The 17,900-nt window shown below is 67.8% G+C and carries 17 protein-coding genes; 10 read left to right on the top strand and 7 right to left on the bottom strand.

From position 1 onward, the window contains the following. The first annotated feature begins 31 nt into the window (after positions 1–31). The 5 genes from FDA38_RS22605 to FDA38_RS22585 are packed head-to-tail and all read left to right on the top strand — an operon-like array spanning position 32 to position 5,496. Positions 32–886 (top strand): DUF427 domain-containing protein, encoded by an 855-nt coding sequence (locus tag FDA38_RS22605; protein ID WP_137256076.1) that lies wholly within the window; start codon positions 32–34, stop codon positions 884–886. Continuing rightward, the gene (locus FDA38_RS22600) at positions 886–2,526 is read left to right on the top strand and encodes an MOSC and FAD-binding oxidoreductase domain-containing protein (RefSeq protein ID WP_137256075.1); all 1,641 of its coding nucleotides are present in this window, start codon (positions 886–888) and stop codon (positions 2,524–2,526) included. Before FDA38_RS22605 ends, FDA38_RS22600 begins: the two co-directional genes overlap by 1 nt. After that, positions 2,526–2,948 carry a VOC family protein gene (locus FDA38_RS22595; RefSeq protein WP_137256074.1) on the top strand — a complete coding sequence of 141 codons (423 nt, stop codon included), beginning with the start codon at positions 2,526–2,528 and terminating at the stop codon, positions 2,946–2,948. Before FDA38_RS22600 ends, FDA38_RS22595 begins: the two co-directional genes overlap by 1 nt. After that, positions 2,945–4,795 carry a Na+/H+ antiporter NhaA gene (locus tag FDA38_RS22590; protein WP_137256073.1) on the top strand — a complete coding sequence of 617 codons (1,851 nt, stop codon included), beginning with the start codon at positions 2,945–2,947 and terminating at the stop codon, positions 4,793–4,795. The genes FDA38_RS22595 and FDA38_RS22590 overlap by 4 nt, the downstream gene beginning before the upstream one ends. A 59-nt stretch (positions 4,796–4,854) precedes the next feature. After that, the gene (locus FDA38_RS22585) at positions 4,855–5,496 is read left to right on the top strand and encodes a LysE family translocator (protein WP_137256072.1); all 642 of its coding nucleotides are present in this window, start codon (positions 4,855–4,857) and stop codon (positions 5,494–5,496) included. Here the strand turns inward: FDA38_RS22585 and FDA38_RS22580 are convergent. The 4 genes from FDA38_RS22580 to FDA38_RS22565 all read right to left on the bottom strand — a co-directional run bounded on the left by FDA38_RS22580 (position 5,486) and on the right by FDA38_RS22565 (position 9,765). After that, positions 5,486–6,853, bottom strand: coding sequence for an MFS transporter (locus tag FDA38_RS22580; RefSeq protein WP_137256071.1), 1,368 nt, complete (start codon positions 6,851–6,853; stop codon positions 5,486–5,488). The genes FDA38_RS22585 and FDA38_RS22580 overlap by 11 nt on opposite strands. A gap of 29 nt (positions 6,854–6,882) precedes the next feature. Beyond that, a complete protein-coding gene (locus FDA38_RS22575) occupies positions 6,883–7,251 on the bottom strand; it encodes a DUF1304 domain-containing protein (RefSeq protein ID WP_137256070.1) in 369 nt (122 codons plus the stop codon). Positions 7,252–7,266: 15 nt separating this feature from the next. Further along, positions 7,267–8,175, bottom strand: coding sequence for a phosphotriesterase family protein (locus tag FDA38_RS22570; RefSeq protein ID WP_202877785.1), 909 nt, complete (start codon positions 8,173–8,175; stop codon positions 7,267–7,269). A gap of 63 nt (positions 8,176–8,238) precedes the next feature. After that, positions 8,239–9,765 carry a DEAD/DEAH box helicase gene (locus FDA38_RS22565; RefSeq protein ID WP_137256068.1) on the bottom strand — a complete coding sequence of 509 codons (1,527 nt, stop codon included), beginning with the start codon at positions 9,763–9,765 and terminating at the stop codon, positions 8,239–8,241. Between the two features lie 359 nt (positions 9,766–10,124). Here FDA38_RS22565 and FDA38_RS22560 point away from each other — a divergent pair, with 359 nt between their 5' ends. Continuing rightward, complete coding sequence (locus tag FDA38_RS22560; RefSeq protein WP_137256067.1) at positions 10,125–10,634, top strand: DinB family protein; 510 nt, start codon at positions 10,125–10,127, stop codon at positions 10,632–10,634. Between the two features lie 579 nt (positions 10,635–11,213). Here the strand turns inward: FDA38_RS22560 and FDA38_RS42335 are convergent. Together FDA38_RS42335 and FDA38_RS42330 are read right to left on the bottom strand one after the other, a co-directional pair. After that, complete coding sequence (locus FDA38_RS42335; RefSeq protein ID WP_170989839.1) at positions 11,214–11,753, bottom strand: RNA polymerase sigma factor; 540 nt, start codon at positions 11,751–11,753, stop codon at positions 11,214–11,216. A gap of 62 nt (positions 11,754–11,815) precedes the next feature. Beyond that, on the bottom strand, positions 11,816–12,085 hold the full coding sequence (locus FDA38_RS42330; protein ID WP_170989838.1) for a hypothetical protein: 270 nt from the start codon (positions 12,083–12,085) through the stop codon (positions 11,816–11,818). A gap of 542 nt (positions 12,086–12,627) precedes the next feature. Between FDA38_RS42330 and FDA38_RS22550 the strand changes: the two genes are divergently transcribed. From FDA38_RS22550 to FDA38_RS22535, 4 genes are all read left to right on the top strand, one after another. Further along, positions 12,628–13,488 carry a PadR family transcriptional regulator gene (locus FDA38_RS22550; protein WP_137256065.1) on the top strand — a complete coding sequence of 287 codons (861 nt, stop codon included), beginning with the start codon at positions 12,628–12,630 and terminating at the stop codon, positions 13,486–13,488. 338 nt (positions 13,489–13,826) lie between these two features. Beyond that, entirely contained in the window at positions 13,827–14,864 is a 1,038-nt protein-coding gene (locus tag FDA38_RS22545) for an amidohydrolase family protein (RefSeq protein WP_137256064.1), read from the top strand. Then, positions 14,861–15,220 (top strand): YybH family protein, encoded by a 360-nt coding sequence (locus FDA38_RS22540; protein WP_137256063.1) that lies wholly within the window; start codon positions 14,861–14,863, stop codon positions 15,218–15,220. The genes FDA38_RS22545 and FDA38_RS22540 overlap by 4 nt, the downstream gene beginning before the upstream one ends. A 144-nt stretch (positions 15,221–15,364) precedes the next feature. Further along, positions 15,365–16,807 carry an ankyrin repeat domain-containing protein gene (locus FDA38_RS22535; protein WP_137256062.1) on the top strand — a complete coding sequence of 481 codons (1,443 nt, stop codon included), beginning with the start codon at positions 15,365–15,367 and terminating at the stop codon, positions 16,805–16,807. On the opposite strand, the gene FDA38_RS22530 is transcribed toward FDA38_RS22535, so the two are convergent. Continuing rightward, complete coding sequence (locus FDA38_RS22530) at positions 16,773–17,879, bottom strand: calcium:proton antiporter (protein WP_137256061.1); 1,107 nt, start codon at positions 17,877–17,879, stop codon at positions 16,773–16,775. The genes FDA38_RS22535 and FDA38_RS22530 overlap by 35 nt on opposite strands. Positions 17,880–17,900 lie beyond the last annotated feature (21 nt).

Raw genomic sequence — 17,900 nt, 5'->3', positions numbered from 1 at the left:
AGCGTTCTGCTGATCTGAACGGAGATGAGTGATGGGACTGGCCTGGCAACAAGGTCCACTGGGGACCGGCGCGATCGGACGGTTCTTGGTCCCGGTCGAGCTGCCGGAGCGGATGCTGTACGCCGAGCCGGCGCGGCGGCGGATGCGGGTACGTTTCGGCGACAACTGGATCGCGGACAGCGAGGACGTCGTACTACTGCACGAGCCGGCGCGGTATCCGGTGGCGTACTTCCCGGTGGAGGACGTGGTGGCCGACGTACTGAAGTCGGAGGACCGGACCACGCAGCACAAGGACCTCGGGGCGACCGCTTGGTACACCGTGAGTGCTGGTGACGCGAGCAAACCGCGGTCCGCGTGGCAGCACGTCGAGCTGCCGGACTACGCGAGCGAGCTGAAGGGCCGGGTCGCGTTCGCGTGGCGGGCGATGGACGCGTTCTACGAGGAGGACGAGCGGATCGTCGGCCACGCGGCTGACGCGTACCACCGGATCGACATCCGGCAGACCAGCCGGCACCTGATCGTCCGTGACGGCGACCAGGTCGTCGCCGACTCGTCACGTCCGCTGGTGCTCTTCGAATCGGGCTTCGCGCCGCGCTGGTACGTACCGCGGGAAGACGTGACCGACGGTGCCCTCACACCGGTCGAGGGCCAGACCTTCTGCCCTTACAAGGGCCTGTGCAGCTACTACGACATCGGTACGGCGCAACGGGCGGCGTGGTCGTACGAGGACGCCTGGACCGAGGTACGCCGGATCTCCGGGATGGTGTCGTTCGAACCGGACAAGGTGGGGGTGGAGCTGGACGGGAAGCGGATGCGGCAGGAGCCTGGTCAGGGTGTGATCTCGCATGGAGTCGACCGCGACCTGACAGTGGAGGAACTGTCCTGATGAGCACAGCCACCGTGTTGTCGGTCAACGTCGGAATGCCGAAGAACGTCGAGTGGAACGGGAAGACCGTCTTCACCGGCGTCTGGAAGCAGCCGGTCGACGGACCGGTGATGGTCCGGCGGCTGAACCTGGACGGCGACGGCCAGGGCGACAAGGGCGGCCACGGTGGCGAGCAGCGGGCGGTGATGGTCTACCAGATCGATTCGTACCGTCACTGGGAGAAGCACTTCGGACGGGACGACCTGGTCTACGGGCAGTTCGGCGAGAACCTGACCATCGACGGGCTGCCCGACGACGAGGTGTGCATCGGTGACCGGTACCGGATCGGTGGCGCCGAGCTGGAGGTCACGCAACCACGGGTGACCTGCTACCGGGTCGGTCTGCGGATGGGCGAGCCCGAGCTGCCCGCCCTGCTCGTGAGCCACCACCGGCCCGGGTTCTACTGCCGCGTGATCACGGAAGGACCGGTACGAGCCGGCGACGCGATCGTGAAGGTCTCGACCGGACCGGGCGCGCTCAGCGTGGCCGACACGGATGCACTGCTCTACCTGCCACACCGGGATCGGGCCAAGCTGCAGGTCGCCGTACAGATCCCGGCGTTGAGTCCTGGGTGGCTGGGGTCGTTCCAGGATCTGCTGGCCGCGGAAGACACGCCGAAGCCGGCGTGGGACGGCTTTCGCCAGTTGCGGGTGACCGATGTGGTTCCGGAGAGCACCGACGTGTTCTCGGTTCGCCTCGCGACGCTCGATGGCAGCGACCTGCCGGCTGCTCTCCCCGGGCAGTACCTGACCTTCCGGCTGCCGGATGCGGTGCGCAGCTACTCGCTGTCGTCGACGCCCGACTACCGCGTCAGCGTCAAACGCGAGCCGCATGGCGTTGGCAGCGGCTATATGACTCAGCTGGCTGCCGGGGCGGTCGTCGATGTCGCCGCACCCCGCGGCGACTTCATATTGCAGGACGGTTCCATGCCCGTCGTACTGCTCTCGGCCGGGATCGGGCTGACACCGGTCCTCGCGATGCTCCATGCACTGGCCGGCAGCTCTCGCGAAGTCTGGTGGATCCACACCGCCCGAGGCCCGTCCGAGCATCCACTCGCCTCCGAGGCGCACGAACTGCTCGCGAAGATCCCCAACGGCCAAGAGCGCATCTACTACAGCTCGGTCGACGGCCGGCTCACCAAGGAGAAGCTGGCCGAGCTGGCGTTGCCGTCCGACGCAACGGCGTACATCTGCGGACCGGCCGCCTTCATGACCGACATGCAGGCTGCTTTGAGCGCGGTCGGGGTGACTCAGGTCCACACCGAGCTGTTCGGTGCGCTGGCGGCGATCAACCCAGGCCTGGTCGACCAGATCGCCCGTACGCCGCACCAGCCGGACGGACCACCCGGCGATGGACCACAGGTGACTTTCGCCCGCAGCGGCATCTCTACCGCGATGCGGGACGGCAGCCTGCTCGACCTGGCGGACGCATGCGACGTTCCGACGCGCTGGAGCTGCCGGACCGGGGTGTGCCAGACCTGCGTCACCCCTTTGCTGTCGGGAGAAGTCAGCTACTCCCCAACCCCACTCGAACCGCCGCCGGACGGTCAGACGCTGCTGTGCTGCGCCCGTCCGACGACCGATCTCGTCCTGGACATGTGATGGATTACAGAATCGAAGTTCTCACTCTGCCGGTCAGCGACGTGGACGCGTCGCTCGCCTTCTACCGATCGCTCGGCTTCAACGTCGACGTCGACTACCACCCGCGCGACGGGTTCCGCGTCGTTCAGGTGACGCCGCCGGGCTCGGCCTGCTCGATCCAGTTCGGCGAAGGGCTGACCGATGCGGCGCCGGGCTCGGCGCGTACCAACTACCTCGTCGTCGACGACCTCGAGGCCGCCCACCGGGAACTGGTTGCCAACGGCATCAAGATCGGCGACATCCGGCACAAGGAACCGATCGACACCTGGGCCGGCGAACTCGCTCCCGGCCTCGATCCCGATCGCATGCCCTACGCCAGCATGGCCGAGCTCGCCGACCCGGACGGCAACACCTGGACACTGCAGGAGATCAACAACAGATGACCCAGCTCGACCCCAGCGGGATGTCGATGACGAGTGCCGCTACCAGTCCGCTGCGCGCGTTTCTGCGCACCGAGGCGGCCAGTGCGGCGGTGCTGGTCGGTGCGATCGTGGTGGCACTGGCGTGGGCCAACATCAGCGGTACCGGGTACGAGAGCTTCTGGACGACCGAGCTGCCGATCCGGATCGGCCCACTGTCCGCGAACCTCGACCTCCGGACCTGGGTGAACAGCGGCCTGATGACCCTGTTCTTCCTGGTCGTCGGGCTCGAGGCACGCCGCGAGTTCGACCTCGGTGAGCTGCGTGAACGCCGCCGGCTGGTCCTGCCACTCGCCGCCGGCCTGGCAGGGATGGTCCTACCGGTGCTGATCTACCTGGCCTTCAACCACTCCGGCGCCGGACTGCACGGCTGGGGCGCTGCGATGTCCACAGACACCGCGCTGGCCCTCGGTGTGCTCGCAGTGGCCGGGAAGCAGGTACCGGACCGGATCCGGACCTTCCTGCTGACCGTGTTCGTCGTCGACGACGTGGTGGCGCTCGTGGTGATCGCGGTCGCCTACACCAGCGAGGTGCACCTAGTCGGTTTGCTTGTCGCGATCGCGGCGTACGGCGGTCTGCTGGCGACCAGGCGGATTCCGTACCGGCAGCGGCGGGTGGTCTTCACTGCGCTCGCTGTGGTGCTGTGGTGCGCGCTGCTGTCCAGCGGGATCGACCCGGTGGTCACGGGTCTGGCGGTCGGGCTGGCCACGTCGGCGTACCTGCCGCGACGGGATGCGCTCGAGCAGGCGACCACGTTGGTCCGGCTGTTCCGTGAGCAGCCGACGCCGGAGCTAGTACGGGAAGCGACCACCGGTCTGACCGGGACGCTGTCGGCCAATGCTCGCCTGCAGCACACGTACCACAGCGCGACGAGCTATGTGATCGTGCCGCTGTTCGCGCTGGCCAACGCGGGCATCTCGCTGCGGCCTAGTCTGCTGGCGGACGCTCTGACCGCGCCTGTCGCTGTCGGTCTGTTCGTTGCGTTTGTGGTCGGCAAGCCGGTTGCGGTCGCTGGGACGTCGTGGGCGCTCATGAGGACCACGCATGGCTCGGTGCGGCCGTCCGTCGGCTGGGCCGGCGTCGTGGGGAGCGGACTGATCGCCGGGGTGCCGTTCACGGTCTCGCTGCTGATTGCTGACCTGGCTCTCACTGGCAAGGCGCTCGAGGAGGCCAAGATCGGCGTACTCGCGGCCGCTGTGGCCGCTTCCGTCATCACTCTGGTCTTCTACCGCGTGATGGCCGGTCACACCCGGGCTCTACTGGGCACCGGTCCTCAGCTGGTCGATCTGGCGACTCCAGTGGACCCGAACCGCGACCATGTGCGCGGTCCGGCGGACGCCGTGGTCACGGTGGTCGAGTACGGCGACTTCGAGTGCCCGTGGACGCAGATGGCCGCACCGACGGCCCGCGAATTGATCGCCACGAACAGCTACATCCGGTACGTCTGGCGCCATCTGCCGCTGCACGACGTCCACCCGCACGCTCAACTGGCGGCGGAGGCAGCCGAGTCGGCCGGACGACAGGGCAAGTTCTGGCCGATGCACGACCTGCTCCTGGCCAACCAGCAGAACCTCGAACTCGAGCGCATCCTGAAGTACGCCGCCGACCTGCAACTCGACCTGCAGCGCTTCCGCACCGACCTCACCTCCCACGACTTCGCCACCCGGATCGCCCAAGACATCGACTCGGCCGACCGCAGCGGCGTAGCCGGCACCCCCACCTTCTTCATCAACAACCACCGCCACAACGGCCCCCAGGACCTAGGCTCCCTGACCGAGGCGATCCGCCAGTCCTTGGCTACAGCAACCTGACTGTCCCACCCGGCGGATAGTCGGGTGCGGCGCGACGGCGTCGCATTTACTCTGGGGAGATGCCGTCCGCTCATCACTTGCTCGCGTTTGCGATCACCGCGTTCATCATCATCGTGGTTCCGGGGCCCAGCGTGTTGTTCATCGTGGGCCGCGCGCTCGCGGTCGGGCGGCGCGAGGCGGTGCTGACGATGATCGGGAACACGGTCGGGGCTGCCGTCATGCTGGTGCTGATCGCGCTCGGGCTCGGCACGCTGATCGCAGCCAGTGCGATCGCGTTGACCGTGGTGAAGCTCGGCGGAGCGGCGTACCTGATCTATCTCGGGGTGCAGGCGTTCCGGTCGCGGAAGTCGCTGGCGGAAGCGCTGGCGAACGGGGTCAAGCCGGGCAGCAGCCGGAAGACCGTCCGCCAAGGGTTCCTGGTCGGCGTGACCAACGCCAAGACCGCGGTGTTCTTCGCGGCCGTGCTCCCGCAGTTCGTGGACAAGGGCGCGAGCAGCCCGGCATGGGCGCAGATCCTGGTCCTCGGGCTGATCTTCATCCTGATCGCGCTCTGCTCCGACAGCGTCTGGGCGGTCGTGGCCGGCACGGCGCGCGAGTGGTTCGCCCGCTCACCGCGCCGGCTCGAGCTGGTCGGCGGTACCGGCGGCCTGATGATCATCGGTCTCGGCGCCAGCATCGCGGTGACCGGCTCTAAGGAGTAGTACGCCGACCGGCCTGTACGCCGATCAAAGCGAGCAGCGCCGGGAGCCCGAACGCCACGACGTACGCCGTGATGTCGGAATGCGGCTCGATTGCCGCGAACAACGATCCGCCGATCGCCAACACTGTTGCCGTCGACAACGAGTCGCTCAACTGCGCGGCGGAGCTGTTCGCACCCTGCTCGTCCCGCTCGGAGTACTCCAGGGTCAACACCGACAGCGTCGGGAACACGGTCCCCATCCCGAGCCCGGTCAGACTCCAACCGAGGATCCCCACGAGTACCGGAACGTGCGGGTTGAGCGTCAGCGTCGCGGTGACGATCCCCAGCACGATCAGCACCATCCCGCCCTGCAGGAACACCGAGTGCGAGAACGGCTGGTTCGGCCGCCCGCGGTACCAGGACGCCGCCGTCCAACTCAGCGCACTCACCGTCAGCACCAGACCCGCCAGCGCCGGCGACAGCCCGCGCTCCCGGGTCAGCATGAGCGGAAGGAACACCTCCGCACCGAACCCGGACGCAGCGACCAGACCACGCAACGCGACCACCGACGGCAGCCCGCGCCCGAACACGAACGTCCCGGCCGGCAGCAACCGCGGCCCGAACGCAATCACGCCGGCCAGACCAATCACCAGCAGCGCCACCTGCAGTACGCCGCGCTGCTGGCCGCCGTAGTGCAGCAGACCGACCCCAACGGCAGCCGCAACCGCCCACATCGCCCGCTTGTCCCACAGCTTTCCTTGACGCGCTTCGTGCTCGCCCGCCCGCGCCAGACCGGGCCGCATCACCAGAGCAGCCGGCACCGCAAGCGCCGGTACGGCGAGGAACACGAACCGCCAACTGGTGTGCTCGACGATCAACCCCGCGATCGCGGGGCCGACCAACGACGGGACGACCCAGCCGGTCGCGAACGCCGCGAAGATCTTCGGGCGCAACCTGGCCGGATACAGCTGCCCGACGACGACGTACAGCGCGACCGTGAGCAGACCCGAGCCGTAGCCCTGGATGATCCGGCCGACGACCAGGACCTCCATCGTCGGCGCGAACCCGGCGATGAGCAGTCCGCCCAGGAACCACGCCGTACCGTGCCAGAGCGGCCGGGCCGGGCCCTTCAGGTCGCTCCAGGTGCCCGAGACAACCATCGCGACCACACCGGACGCGAGCGGTCCACCGAACGCGAGCGCATACAGGGAAAGCCCGTCGAGCGCCTGCGCGACCGTCGGCATCGCGGTCGCGACGGCCAGTGACTCGAACGCGACGAGGGTGATCAGGGCAACCATCCCGACCGTCAACGCGCGGTACTGCGGGGAGAGGACGCCGCCTGTCTCAGTGCTGGCCGTGGGCTCGGCAAGGGTGGTCATGCCGAGAAGGCTCCGCCCTCAAGTGGACTTTAAGTCAAGGCGGCGAGCACCAAGGCAACAATCGGCGGGACGGCCTGGGTCGCTGCAGCACGAAGCATCCGGCGATCGGAGGCGAGGAGGACGACGCCGGCCCCGGCCATGCACGCACATGCGAACAGCGCGATGGCGTGTCCCTTGTCGCCACTCCAGATCAGGCCGCCGAGCGCGCCGACCGCGAGGAACAGGTTGTAGAAGCCCTGGTTGAACGCCCACGGCCGCGCGGCCGCCATCTCGGTGTCGTCCTTGACCAGGAACCGCCGATAGGTGCTCGGCTTGCGGAACAGCAGGCTCTCCATCGCAAACACGAACAGATGGAAGATGCCGGCAATCACCACGAAGACCTGCGCGATCACGCTCATGCCGGGAAGGTACCGCTAGGCCCGCCAATCCGTGGTGAAGGCACGCGCTGGGTTGTTCCGGAACACGGCGTCCGCGACGTCAGCACCGAAGTACCGCGTGATCCGCGGCCGCAGGTGCGTCAACAGGTACGGCATACCCGGGCCTTCACCGGTGGCGGCCCGCGCGCGAGCGGTCGTCGTATCGCCGCCGAGCAGCAGGCGGTCGGAGTACCCGGCATCGATCAGCGCAGCCAAGCAGTCCATCATCCGCGGGTCGGTGGCGTTGTTGGCCCGCGACGGCCCGTCGAACGCGAGCCACGCACCCCGCTGCGCGAGCTCCAACTGCACCCGGTGATCCGGGAAGCGGTTGAGGTGCCCGAGGATGACAGCACGCGGATCCACGTCGAGCTTGTCGACCAGCAGATCGAGTACGGCGTCTGCCGCCGAACCCAGCTCGTGGTGGATGGCGATCGGCGCATTCGTCACGTGATGCGCCTCGGCCGCGGCCCGCATCACCAGCTCGGCGTGCGCGTCGAGGACGTGGAAACCGCTGGCCACCTTGATCAGGCCCGCACGCACCTGGGTGTCGCCGATACCCGCAGTCAGCTCGCGCACGAAGATGTCGGCGAGCTGGTCCTGCACCTTGTCGACGAATCCGTCGGCATAATGCTCGCGCCGATGCAGGCCGGTCGCCGCGACGATCGAAACCCCTGTCCTGGTTGAGATTCCAGGCAACAACTCGGCGCGCCGGTTCAGCCCGTACGGGGTCCATTGGACGATCGATTGGCCACCGGCGTCCGCGAAGGCACGTACTTCGGCCACCGCGGCGGCCTCATCGTCCAGCTCCTGCCCGGGAAGGGCCGCCGAGCGGAAGAACAGGTGGTCGTGCGAGTCGGTGATGCCGAGCGCGTCGGGCCGCAGGTCCCCCAGAACTGTACGAATCACAGATCCAACGTAGCGTCCCGGGGGTGCCTGCGCGCCGATCGTCTCGACGAGCGACCGGTGGTGTCAGCGACCTCGGCGGGAGCTGCCGGCGCGCGATCCCGCGGAGAACGCAGCGGCTCCGGCGGGGCGAGCCGCCGATCCCGGAGTACTCGTGCTGTAGCTCTTCGGGCCGCCCGAACCGGCACGGGACCTGGAGCGGCCGGTCGACTGGCCGGCGCCGGACTGGCTTGACCGCTTTTGGCCCGACCGGTTTTGGTTTGACCGGTTGCCGGTCGCCGGCTGGGCGGAGCCCGCAGCGCGCCGACGGCGACCACCGCGGCCCGAGCCGCCGCCGGTCGAGCCCGCGACGCGTTCGGTCTGCACCGGCGTGGCCGTCGGCTCGACGTACGTGCGCTCGCCGGGAGCCAGCTCGGACAGCAGCGGGTCGCCGGTGGTGAGCTTGGTGACGGTCGCGGCGATGCCGGCCTTGCGGGTCAGGTCGCGGACGTCGCGGACCTGGTCGTCGGTCATCAGCGTGACCACGGTCCCCTCGGCGCCGGCGCGCGCCGTACGGCCGGAGCGGTGCAGGTACGCCTTGTGCTCGATGGGCGGGTCGGCGTGGATGACCAAGGTCACATTGTCGACATGGATGCCGCGGGCGGCGATGTCGGTCGCGACCAGCGTCTTCGCCGTACCGTCCGAGAACGCCTCGAGGTTCCGCGTGCGGGCACCCTGCGACAGGTTCCCGTGGAGCTCGACGGCGGGCACGCCCTGGGCGATCAGCTTTTTGGTCAGGGACTTGGCGCCGTACTTCGTCCGCGTGAACACCAGCGTGCGCCCCGGTGCGGCGGTCAGGTCGACCAGCACCGGGAGCCGGGTGTCCGGCTGGACGTGCAGGACGTGGTGGGTCATCTTGGCGACCGGTGAGCGCGCCGAGTCGACGCTGTGCGTGACCGGGTTGGTCATGAAGCGCCGCACGAGAACGTCGACGCCGGCGTCCAGCGTGGCCGAGAACAGCAGTCGCTGGGCCGCGGCCGGGGTCGCCTCGAGGATCCGGCGTACGGCGGGGAGGAAGCCGAGGTCAGCCATGTGGTCGGCCTCGTCGAGCACGGTGATCTCCACCGCGCCGAGCTTCGCGTGACCGGCCTGGATGTGGTCCTCGAGCCGGCCCGGGCAGGCGACGACGATGTCGGCGCCCTTGCGCAGGCCGTTGATCTGCGGGCCGTGGCCGACACCGCCGAAGATCGTCATCGACCGCAGGCCGAGCGTGTCCGCGAGCGGGGTGATCGAGGCCTGGATCTGGGTAGCGAGCTCGCGGGTCGGCGCGAGAATCAGAGCGCGCGGCTGGTTCGGCCGGCGCTTGCTGCCGCTCGCGGCGAGTCGCGCGAGAACCGGCAGGACGAATGCGTAGGTCTTGCCGGAGCCGGTCCGGCCGCGGCCGAGAACATCCTTGCCGGCAAGGGAATCCGGCAACGTTGCTGCCTGGATCGGGAACGGGCTGGTCACACCGGATGCGTCCAGCGCGGCAACTAGCGGAGCCGGTACGCCGAGCTCGGCGAACGTGCGGTTGTCGGGGGCAACTGTTTCAACGTCGTTGCTCTCAGCAACCACAAGGTCCTGGACGGGAGCCGGCTGGTTGTTGCGCGCGGCACCTGAACGGCGCCGGCGGCGGGGACGTGCGGAGGCCTCCGAGGTTGCGCTCGTGGTGCGGCGCGGGGAGGTGGATTGCGTGGGCGTGGTTGTAGACGTGGGGCGGCGGGCCGCCATAGAAGTACTCCAAAAGTCGGGGGTCGTCCTGCCCGGCGCGGCCTGGTGGGCTGCGGCGCGTGGTGGTCGACTGCTGGCGCAGTGTAGTTGCGCTCACCGGCCCGAGGCAGAACTGGGCGGGCCGTCGTTACTAGTCTACGTCACCGCGGGTCGAGAACCGGCGGATATTCACAGGACCCTCGTCACACGGTTAGGTTCTGCACGTGACGACAGAGTTCCGGGTGGACCCACCCACGGCCGCCGACGAGCGGGCACTGCTGCAGGGATTCCTCGACTTCCACCGCGGCACACTGCTCTGGAAAGTGTCGGAATTGACCGGCGAACAGCTGGTCCAGCGCAGTGTCGACCCGTCCAGCATGTCGTTGATCGGGCTCGTACGGCACCTGAGCGAGGTCGAGAAGTACTGGTTCCACCGCGCCCTCGCCGGCCACGACTCACCCCCGAAGTACTGGACCGCCGAGTATCCAGACGGCGACTTCGACCTGGCCGCCCCTGCGCAGGCCGAACAGGACGTCGAACACTTCCGCGAGATCGTGAAGCTGTCGGACACGCTGGCCGCGGCGTTCGCGCTGGACGACACGTTCATCCGCCCCAACTACGACGAGCCGTACTCCGTCCGCTACCTCTACATCCACATGATCGAGGAATACGCCCGCCACAACGGCCACGCCGACCTCCTCCGCGAACGCGTGGACGGGGCAACCGGGGAATAGCTGGTACTACGGTCTGCCTCACGTACTGCGGCCGCCCCCGCGTGCTTCCGCAGCCGCCTCTCGTCGCTCCGCTCCTCGGCGCGGCCGCTCCGCCCGCTACCCACCCACCCCCGGGCTTATCGCCCGGAGCATCCCTTCCGGCTACCGCCGGAGTTGCGGCTATCGCCGCGCGACTGCGCCAGGTGGGCCCGTGACCAGCTCCCCGGGCTCAGCACGTCGTCGGATCGGCGTGATCGCGAAGAGCGCGCTGCGACTCGGCACCGCATGGGGCCGTACCACGGCCGATATCACCACCAAACCCGATCGGGCTGCTCTTCGGGCTTGCCAGCGGCACCGTTCCTGGCCCGCGGCAAGCCACCTACGCGTTGGCCCGCATCCGGGTCGCCATTGCGGTGCTGGCCACATTCGCGGTCCGTCACCCTCGACAACCGTGGATACCGGCCCACTCGGCCAGACTCCCGGGGCCGCGTCATGACCGCCGTGCCCACGCATCTTCGCCGAATGGGTTTGAAAACTCATTCAGATCGCTACTCGCACAGTGGGGAGGCGGAGACGGCTGCCTCGCCCTGGAATCGACGGTCATGACCGGTCTTCCCGGCCGAGTCTCCAGTCCGACGGGCTGTCCTCCGCCTTCTGCCGGATCCGCTGCAGCTGCGTGCGGACCGTCGAAGGGGTCTTCCCCAATCTGCCAGCGATCTCGACGATGCTGTAACCAGCGGCCAGCAAGACGACGATCTCCCGCTCACGTGAGGTCAGGTCGCGAAGGATCGCCTCGGCTGCCAGTCTGATCTCGGCCAGGTCTACGGCGTCGACCGGATCGGCGATGTCCCACGAGTCCGTCTCGATCGTTTGCCAGCCGAATTGCTGGCGGCGATGGGCCTGGACCGCGGCATGGCGGATCACCATGTACGCATACGAGTTGGTGTGCTCGATGCGATCCCATCTCTGCCAGATCTCCAGCAAAGCCTGGTGCAGAACGTCCACCGCGGCATCTCGATCGCCGTAGCAACGCCGCGCAGCCACCAAGTACAGCTTGTTGTAGTTCGCGGACAACCAATCCTCGAACTCTCGTCGTTGCTGGTCATGGGCGGAGGTGGAAGTGTCGTTGGACGCTTCCACCTCCGCAACCTCTAAACCCTGCCGGTGGACCGCGTCAGCGCCGTCGGCTCCGCCCGGCCGAGTCAGGCGGCCCCCAGATCGAGCCTGAGGCCGATCTTGAAGTGAACCCGCGCGGTGATCCAGGCGCGGGTTCGCCGGAATCCGCCCGCGACGGCCTTGGCTCCCCGCCTGGACACCCGGCCGGCTGACAGGCGCGTCCGCCGGGTCATATCCATCGCGTACTGGACGCTGACGGCGATGACCGCGCTGTGCAGCCCCAGGTCGATGTGCCCCTTCCAGGGCTCCACCTGCAACTGCGGCACCTGCGTCATCCAGAACAGGATGACGATCACCACCGCGGGGTACCGCCGGGTCCGCCAGTAGGACGGACCCCCTTCCTCTACGCACCCATGTGCGTGCTTGTTCTGCATGGATTCTCCATCCACTCGACCGATCGGAACCGAACTCGTGTCCCCGCCGGCCTCGCGACTTCCCGGAAGCAAACCGACAGACACGCTTAGCTGATTACACACCACTCACAGCAAGACCGGGCATAACAAAACCGCACCGGGAGATAACTCCTAGTGCGGCAATCGGTTGCCTGTGAATATTTGTCTTAATGTCCCGACCCACCGCCAGTTGCTTCCGGGAAGTCGCGAGTGGCGGCGGGGCCGGTTCCGATCGGGAGCCGTGGGCTCCACATCTATGTAGACGCGGTTCTGCGCCAGAACGTCTACATAGATCCCCAGATATTTTCCGGCCCCCGAGGTGGGCGGTTGTCCGCAGCGTATTTTTACGTTCAACGAAGTATGGAAGCCAGTGCCGGGGGTATGTAGATTGCCCTCTCGTGGGGGCTCTTAGTATCCCGCCAAACACGCAGAAGGTACTCCTTGCGATGCTTGGCGAACAGACCGAACGACACATCCACGGCTATGAACTTATGGAGAAGCTCAAGACGCAAAGCGGGACGCTATACCCGATCCTGAGAAAACTCGAAGAATGCGGGTGGTTGTCCAGTATGTGGGAACTGGGCGATCCTAAAGAGCTTGGCCGCAAGGCTCGGCATGGGTACCGGCTGACCGAGAAGGGCCGCAGTGCCGCCGTGTTCCGGCTGGCGAACACTGTCCTCCCTCCTAACATCGAGATGCGAGCCGCTGCTGTTACTGCGGGCGCCGGCTGGTACATCGAGCACCTGTCGCTCAAGGCGATCCTCGGCGACCGGCCCGTGTTTGAGACCCAGGCAGGGCTCTATTTCACGCAGCCTGCCGTTCAGCACCTGGCCTACGATCTGCCGTTGCCCGAGACCCGTCCCCGGGCGAACAACGGATCGTTCGCCGAGCGTCGAGACGACTCGGTCTTCGAGCTCGAGGGTGCGCGCCTTGTGGACGCGGTCAAACAGGGATCGCGAAGCAGTCGAAGGCAACTGATCCTCAGCCTGCCGCGCCCCTTTCACACGGGCGACCGGTACACACTCAGATTCACGGTGACCTTGGCAAGCTCACGGCTGGCACCCCAGGTCTTGGAGCACAGGTCCTCGCGGCGCCTAGAATCCCTGCACATTGAGGTCCAGTTCGACACTCCACCCAAGCAGACCTTCAGGTACGGCGACGGCTCATCGTCTGAACTTCCGCGGCAGAGCACCGACGGCCCGGTCTCGCTGGATCCCGATGGCGTCGTCACACTCGACGCGGAGAACGGCTCGTCTCCGCATACGCCGTATGGCATCAGCTGGAACTGGGGCTCGACTGACCTGTGAACGGCAAACCAGCCGGGGCTTACCGCGTTCTGTATGAGGTCACCGACGACACCGTGCGGGTGTGGTCCCTTGGCAAGGTCCCCCACTGAAACAGCCAGCGAGCCGACCACGGGCGGCAGCCCGCAACCCCGGCGATAAGCCGGAACACCCCGGCGGTAGCCGGCACGTCCGGCGATAGCCGGAAAGGATGCTCCGGGCGATAAGCCCGGGGGTGGGTGGGCAGCGTGCGTAGTGGTCGCGCCGAGGAGCGGAGCGACGAGAGGCGGCCGCGGAGCACGCGGGGGACTCTCCCACGAGCAGCACTCGGCATGGATCTCTGCTGAGGCAGGATGGCGACCATGACGACCTGGGTCTTCGAAGGAACCGTGCTCCCGGCCGGCGATACCGCGCGCGTCACGTTCGGGCCGGGTGAGATCGGCGAGGTGCTGCCCGGGCGGTACGGGGTACCCGGGCTGGTCGACTCGCACTGTCACCTGACCATGGCTCCCGGGCCTAACGGTCCCGTGCTGCAGGGCGCGGACTTCGCGGCCGAGCGGCTCGGTGAGTTGGCCGGCGCCGGGGTGAGCGCGGTACGCGATGTCGGCGGCAATCGTGAGGTGACCCTCGAACTGGCTCGCACGCGGGACGACAGCCGCCCGCTCGTCCTCGCGGCGGGCCGGTTCCTCGCGCCGGAGGGCTGCTACTTCCCGCAGGCGTACGAGCCGGTCGCAGCGGAGGACCTGCTCGCCGCGGTCGAGGCCGAGATCGCTGCCGGAGCGACCTGGCTGAAGCTGGTCGGCGACTTCCCCGAGGTCGGCCCGGACGGTCCGATCCGCGGTAGCAAGGTCAGTCCGACGTACGGCCTGGATGTGGTCGGGGCGATGGTCGAGCTGGCGCACTCCCGCGGCGCCCGGGTTGCGGCGCACGTCAACACCGACCACGTCACCGACCTGATCCGGCTCGGCATCGACTCGGTCGAACACGGTACGGCGCTCACCGAGCAGGACCTCGAGACCCTGGGCGCCCGCGGCGGCGCGTGGACCCCGACGCTCTGCGCCTCGGTCAGCCAGAGCCCGAACGAGACCCCGGAGCAGTCGGCCCGCCGCCGAGCCCGCTCCGAACACCTGGCATCGATCCTGCCACTGACCGAGCGGTACGGCGTCCGCGTGCTGACCGGATCCGATGTCGTCGGCACCGTCGCCAGCGAGATCGACCTCCTGGTGCAACACGGGCTCTCCGTCGAGCAGGCCCTGACCGCGGCCTCCACCGGTGCGCAGGAGTTCCTCGGTCTGACCGGCGCCGGCAACCTCGTCACGTACGACGCCAACCCGCGCGAGCACCCCGACGTACTGGCGACGCCGGCTGCCGTAGTACTGAACGGCCGCCGGATCTCATGAAGGAGAAAGACCTCGACCGCTGGGTCGAGCGATACCGGAAGGCGTGGGAGAGCAACGATCCCGCGCATATCGCCGCGCTCTGGACCGAGGACGCCGCCTGGTACCGGCGACCGGACGAGCCGCCGGTGCTCGGGCGGGACGCGATCGTGGCGGCCTGGCTCGACGTCGCCGACGGTCCGGGCGAGACAGATTTTGAGTACCAGGTGCTCGGGTTCGGCGACGGGGTCGGGTTCGTGCGCGGCTGGACGACGTACCTGACCAATCCGCCGGCCGAGTTCAGCAACCTGTGGGTGATCCGACTGGACCGGGACCGTGCGCACGAATTCACCGAATGGTGGATGGAAAAGCCGCTGTGAGCTACCCTCGCGGATAGGCACTCAGGGTGCCACCGGTCCGCGGGAAGGGCTCAGCCCACCTGAAATGAGCACGGTTGTGGCAGTTGTTCACCTCCTTTCTCGCCTGACGACGCGGACAGCAGGCTCGTAGAGAGGAGGTCGGTGATGCCGACCCGAAATCTTCCGGACGACCCACACCTCGAACACCTTCGCAAGCAGGCCAAAGCGCTGCTCAAGGGCGTCCGCGCCGGGGACCGCGAGGCGATCGCGCTCGCGGACGAGTTCCATCCCGTACAGACGCTGGCGGACGCGCAGCTGGTAGTTGCCCGCAGCTACGGATTCCCCAGCTGGCCGCGGATCGTGCGGCACCTGGAGTTGGTGGACAAGTACAGCCGGTCACCCCATCGGCAGTCCGTCGGCGGCCCGCTCGACACTCCGGAGCAGCGTGCCGACGAGTTCCTCCGGCTGGCGACGTTGCACTACGGGGAGGACGATCCGGCGCGCCAACGATCCGCACGTGATCTGCTCGACCGGTTCCCAGAGATTGCCCAGAGCAACATTTACACGAAGGTCGTGGCCGGCGACCTCGACGCCGTCCGCGCGGACCTGAGCAACGCAGCAAAAGAAGGCGGACCGTACCGCTGGGAACCGTTGCTCTACCTCACCTACAACCGCCTGGACGCTCCCAACCAGGTCGAGATCGCGCGCCTCCTCCTCGAGAACGGCGCCGATCCCAACGCCGGCTACCTCTGGCAAGGCCTGCCGTCGCCGTTCACCGCGATCACCGGCGTCTTCGGCCGCGGTGAGGGCGACCAACCACCGCACCCCGAACGGGTTGAGCTCGCCCGCGTCCTGCTCGACGCCGGCGCCGACCCGAACGACAGCCAGACCATGTACAACTGCGGTCCCGGTTGTCCCCCGCCGTACGACGATGTGCATCTGGAGCTCCTGCTCGAGTACGGACTGGGCCGCGGCGACGGCGGTCCGTGGCACGAACGGATGACCACCGCGCACCCGACTCCGCAGCAACTCCTCGAGGACGAACTGGTCTTCTCGGCCTGGGCCGGTCTCCTGCACCGGGCCGAACTAGTGCTTGCCCAAGGCACCGATCCTGAAGGCACCGGCACCAGGCATCCGGTGTACGGCGGCGGTCGCCCGTATGTGCTGGCGGCGGTCCAAGGCCATACGGAGATCGCGGACCGGCTCAAGGCGCGAGGCGCGGCGCCGCTGGATGAGATCGAGGAGGTGTACGCCGCGGCGATGCGCGGCGAGACACCGGACGTCGATGCCGGACTGGCCGCGCGTGCGGTCGCACGTCAACGTCATCTGCCCGTTCGCGCCGCCGAGATCGGCCGTACCGAAGCTCTGGAACCCCTGCAGCGGCTCGGATTCGATCTGAACCGGATCTCGGGCGGATCGGCACCGATCCACCGCGCCGCACTCAACGGTCACCTCGACACGGTCAAGAAGCTGATCGAGCTCGGCGCCGATCCCGAGGTACGCGATCCCAACTACAACGGGAACGCGCTCGGCTGGGCCGAGCACAACCATCAAGAGGCGGTGATCGACTACCTCAAGGGCTTACCGCAAGGAACAGGAACGCGCTGAACACCGCGAGGTGAACGGCGCCCTGGAGCAGCGTGGCGCGCCCGGTCGCTAGCGTGAGCATGGCGGTCACGACCGTCAGCGCGAACAGCACCATCTCCTTGCCGCCGAGCCCGAGCACCAGCGGTCCGCTCAGCCAGATGGACGCGATGGCGATCGCGGGGATGGTCAGTCCGATACTGGCGAGCGCTGAGCCGAGCGCCAGGTTGACGCTGGTCTGGAGACGGTTCCGCAGTGCCGCGCGTACTGCGGCAACCGTCTCCGGCAGCAGCACCAGCAAGGCGATCACGACACCGACCACGGCCACCGGCGCGCCGGCCGACTCGACCGCGGACTCGAGTCTCGGCGAGACCGTCTTGGCCAGACCAACGACCGCGATCAGACAGACGAACAGCAAACCGAGGCTGAGCAGTGCGGTCCCCGTGCTCGGAGCCGCCGCGTGATGCTCCTCGTCGTCGACGTCGTTGTTGCCGTCGGAGCGCACCGGCAGGAAGTAGTCCCGGTGCCGGATCGTCTGGATGAACACGAAGACGCCGTACAGCACCAGCGACGTCACGCCCGCGAACGCGAGCTGCGCCGAGCTGAACTGCGGCCCGGGCGCGCTGGTCGTGAATGTCGGCAGCACCAGACTCAGCGTCACCAACGCCGTCATCACCGTGAGTGCCGAGTACGACGCCTGCACGCGGAACTCCTGCACGCGGTGCCGCAGCGAGCCGACAACGAGAGCCAACCCGAGGATCCCGTTGCAGGTGATCATCACCGCGGCGAAGACGGTGTCGCGCGCCAGCGACGAAGCCTTCTCTCCACCAGATGCCATCAGCGTGACGATCAGCGCGACCTCGATGATCGTCACCGCGAGCGCGAGGATCAGCGTGCCGAACGGTTCACCGACACGGTGTGCAACCACCTCGGCGTGATGGACAGCTGCGATCACTGCAGCGCCCAGACCGAGGCAGACGAGGATCAGCAGGAACGCGCCCAGGTGGCGATGCCAGGTCACCAGCAAGACAACGAAAGCGAGCGGTGGCACGACCAACGTCCAGCGCGGCAGGCCTTGGATCACGGAGTTTGTCATCCTCAGACAGCCTATCGGGAA

The organism is Kribbella jiaozuonensis (genome assembly GCF_005233875.1).
Taxonomy (GTDB): Bacteria; Actinomycetota; Actinomycetes; order Propionibacteriales; family Kribbellaceae; genus Kribbella; species Kribbella jiaozuonensis.
Note: the sequence above shows the minus strand (reverse complement) of the source record. Positions and strands in the feature narration are given on the sequence as shown.

What these genes read in the sequence shown, in the direction of transcription:
- FDA38_RS22530 (WP_137256061.1), bottom strand. Translation starts at nt 17,879, where the DNA reads ATGACAAACTCCGTGATCCAAGGCCTGCCGCGCTGGACGTTGGTCGTG.
- FDA38_RS22535 (WP_137256062.1), top strand. Translation starts at nt 15,365, where the DNA reads ATGCCGACCCGAAATCTTCCGGACGACCCACACCTCGAACACCTTCGC.
- FDA38_RS22605 (WP_137256076.1), top strand. Translation starts at nt 32, where the DNA reads ATGGGACTGGCCTGGCAACAAGGTCCACTGGGGACCGGCGCGATCGGA.
- FDA38_RS22590 (WP_137256073.1), top strand. Translation starts at nt 2,945, where the DNA reads ATGACCCAGCTCGACCCCAGCGGGATGTCGATGACGAGTGCCGCTACC.
- FDA38_RS22575 (WP_137256070.1), bottom strand. Translation starts at nt 7,251, where the DNA reads ATGAGCGTGATCGCGCAGGTCTTCGTGGTGATTGCCGGCATCTTCCAT.
- FDA38_RS22550 (WP_137256065.1), top strand. Translation starts at nt 12,628, where the DNA reads ATGCTTGGCGAACAGACCGAACGACACATCCACGGCTATGAACTTATG.
- FDA38_RS22595 (WP_137256074.1), top strand. Translation starts at nt 2,526, where the DNA reads ATGGATTACAGAATCGAAGTTCTCACTCTGCCGGTCAGCGACGTGGAC.
- FDA38_RS22545 (WP_137256064.1), top strand. Translation starts at nt 13,827, where the DNA reads ATGACGACCTGGGTCTTCGAAGGAACCGTGCTCCCGGCCGGCGATACC.
- FDA38_RS22600 (WP_137256075.1), top strand. Translation starts at nt 886, where the DNA reads ATGAGCACAGCCACCGTGTTGTCGGTCAACGTCGGAATGCCGAAGAAC.
- FDA38_RS22540 (WP_137256063.1), top strand. Translation starts at nt 14,861, where the DNA reads ATGAAGGAGAAAGACCTCGACCGCTGGGTCGAGCGATACCGGAAGGCG.
- FDA38_RS22585 (WP_137256072.1), top strand. Translation starts at nt 4,855, where the DNA reads ATGCCGTCCGCTCATCACTTGCTCGCGTTTGCGATCACCGCGTTCATC.
- FDA38_RS22580 (WP_137256071.1), bottom strand. Translation starts at nt 6,853, where the DNA reads ATGACCACCCTTGCCGAGCCCACGGCCAGCACTGAGACAGGCGGCGTC.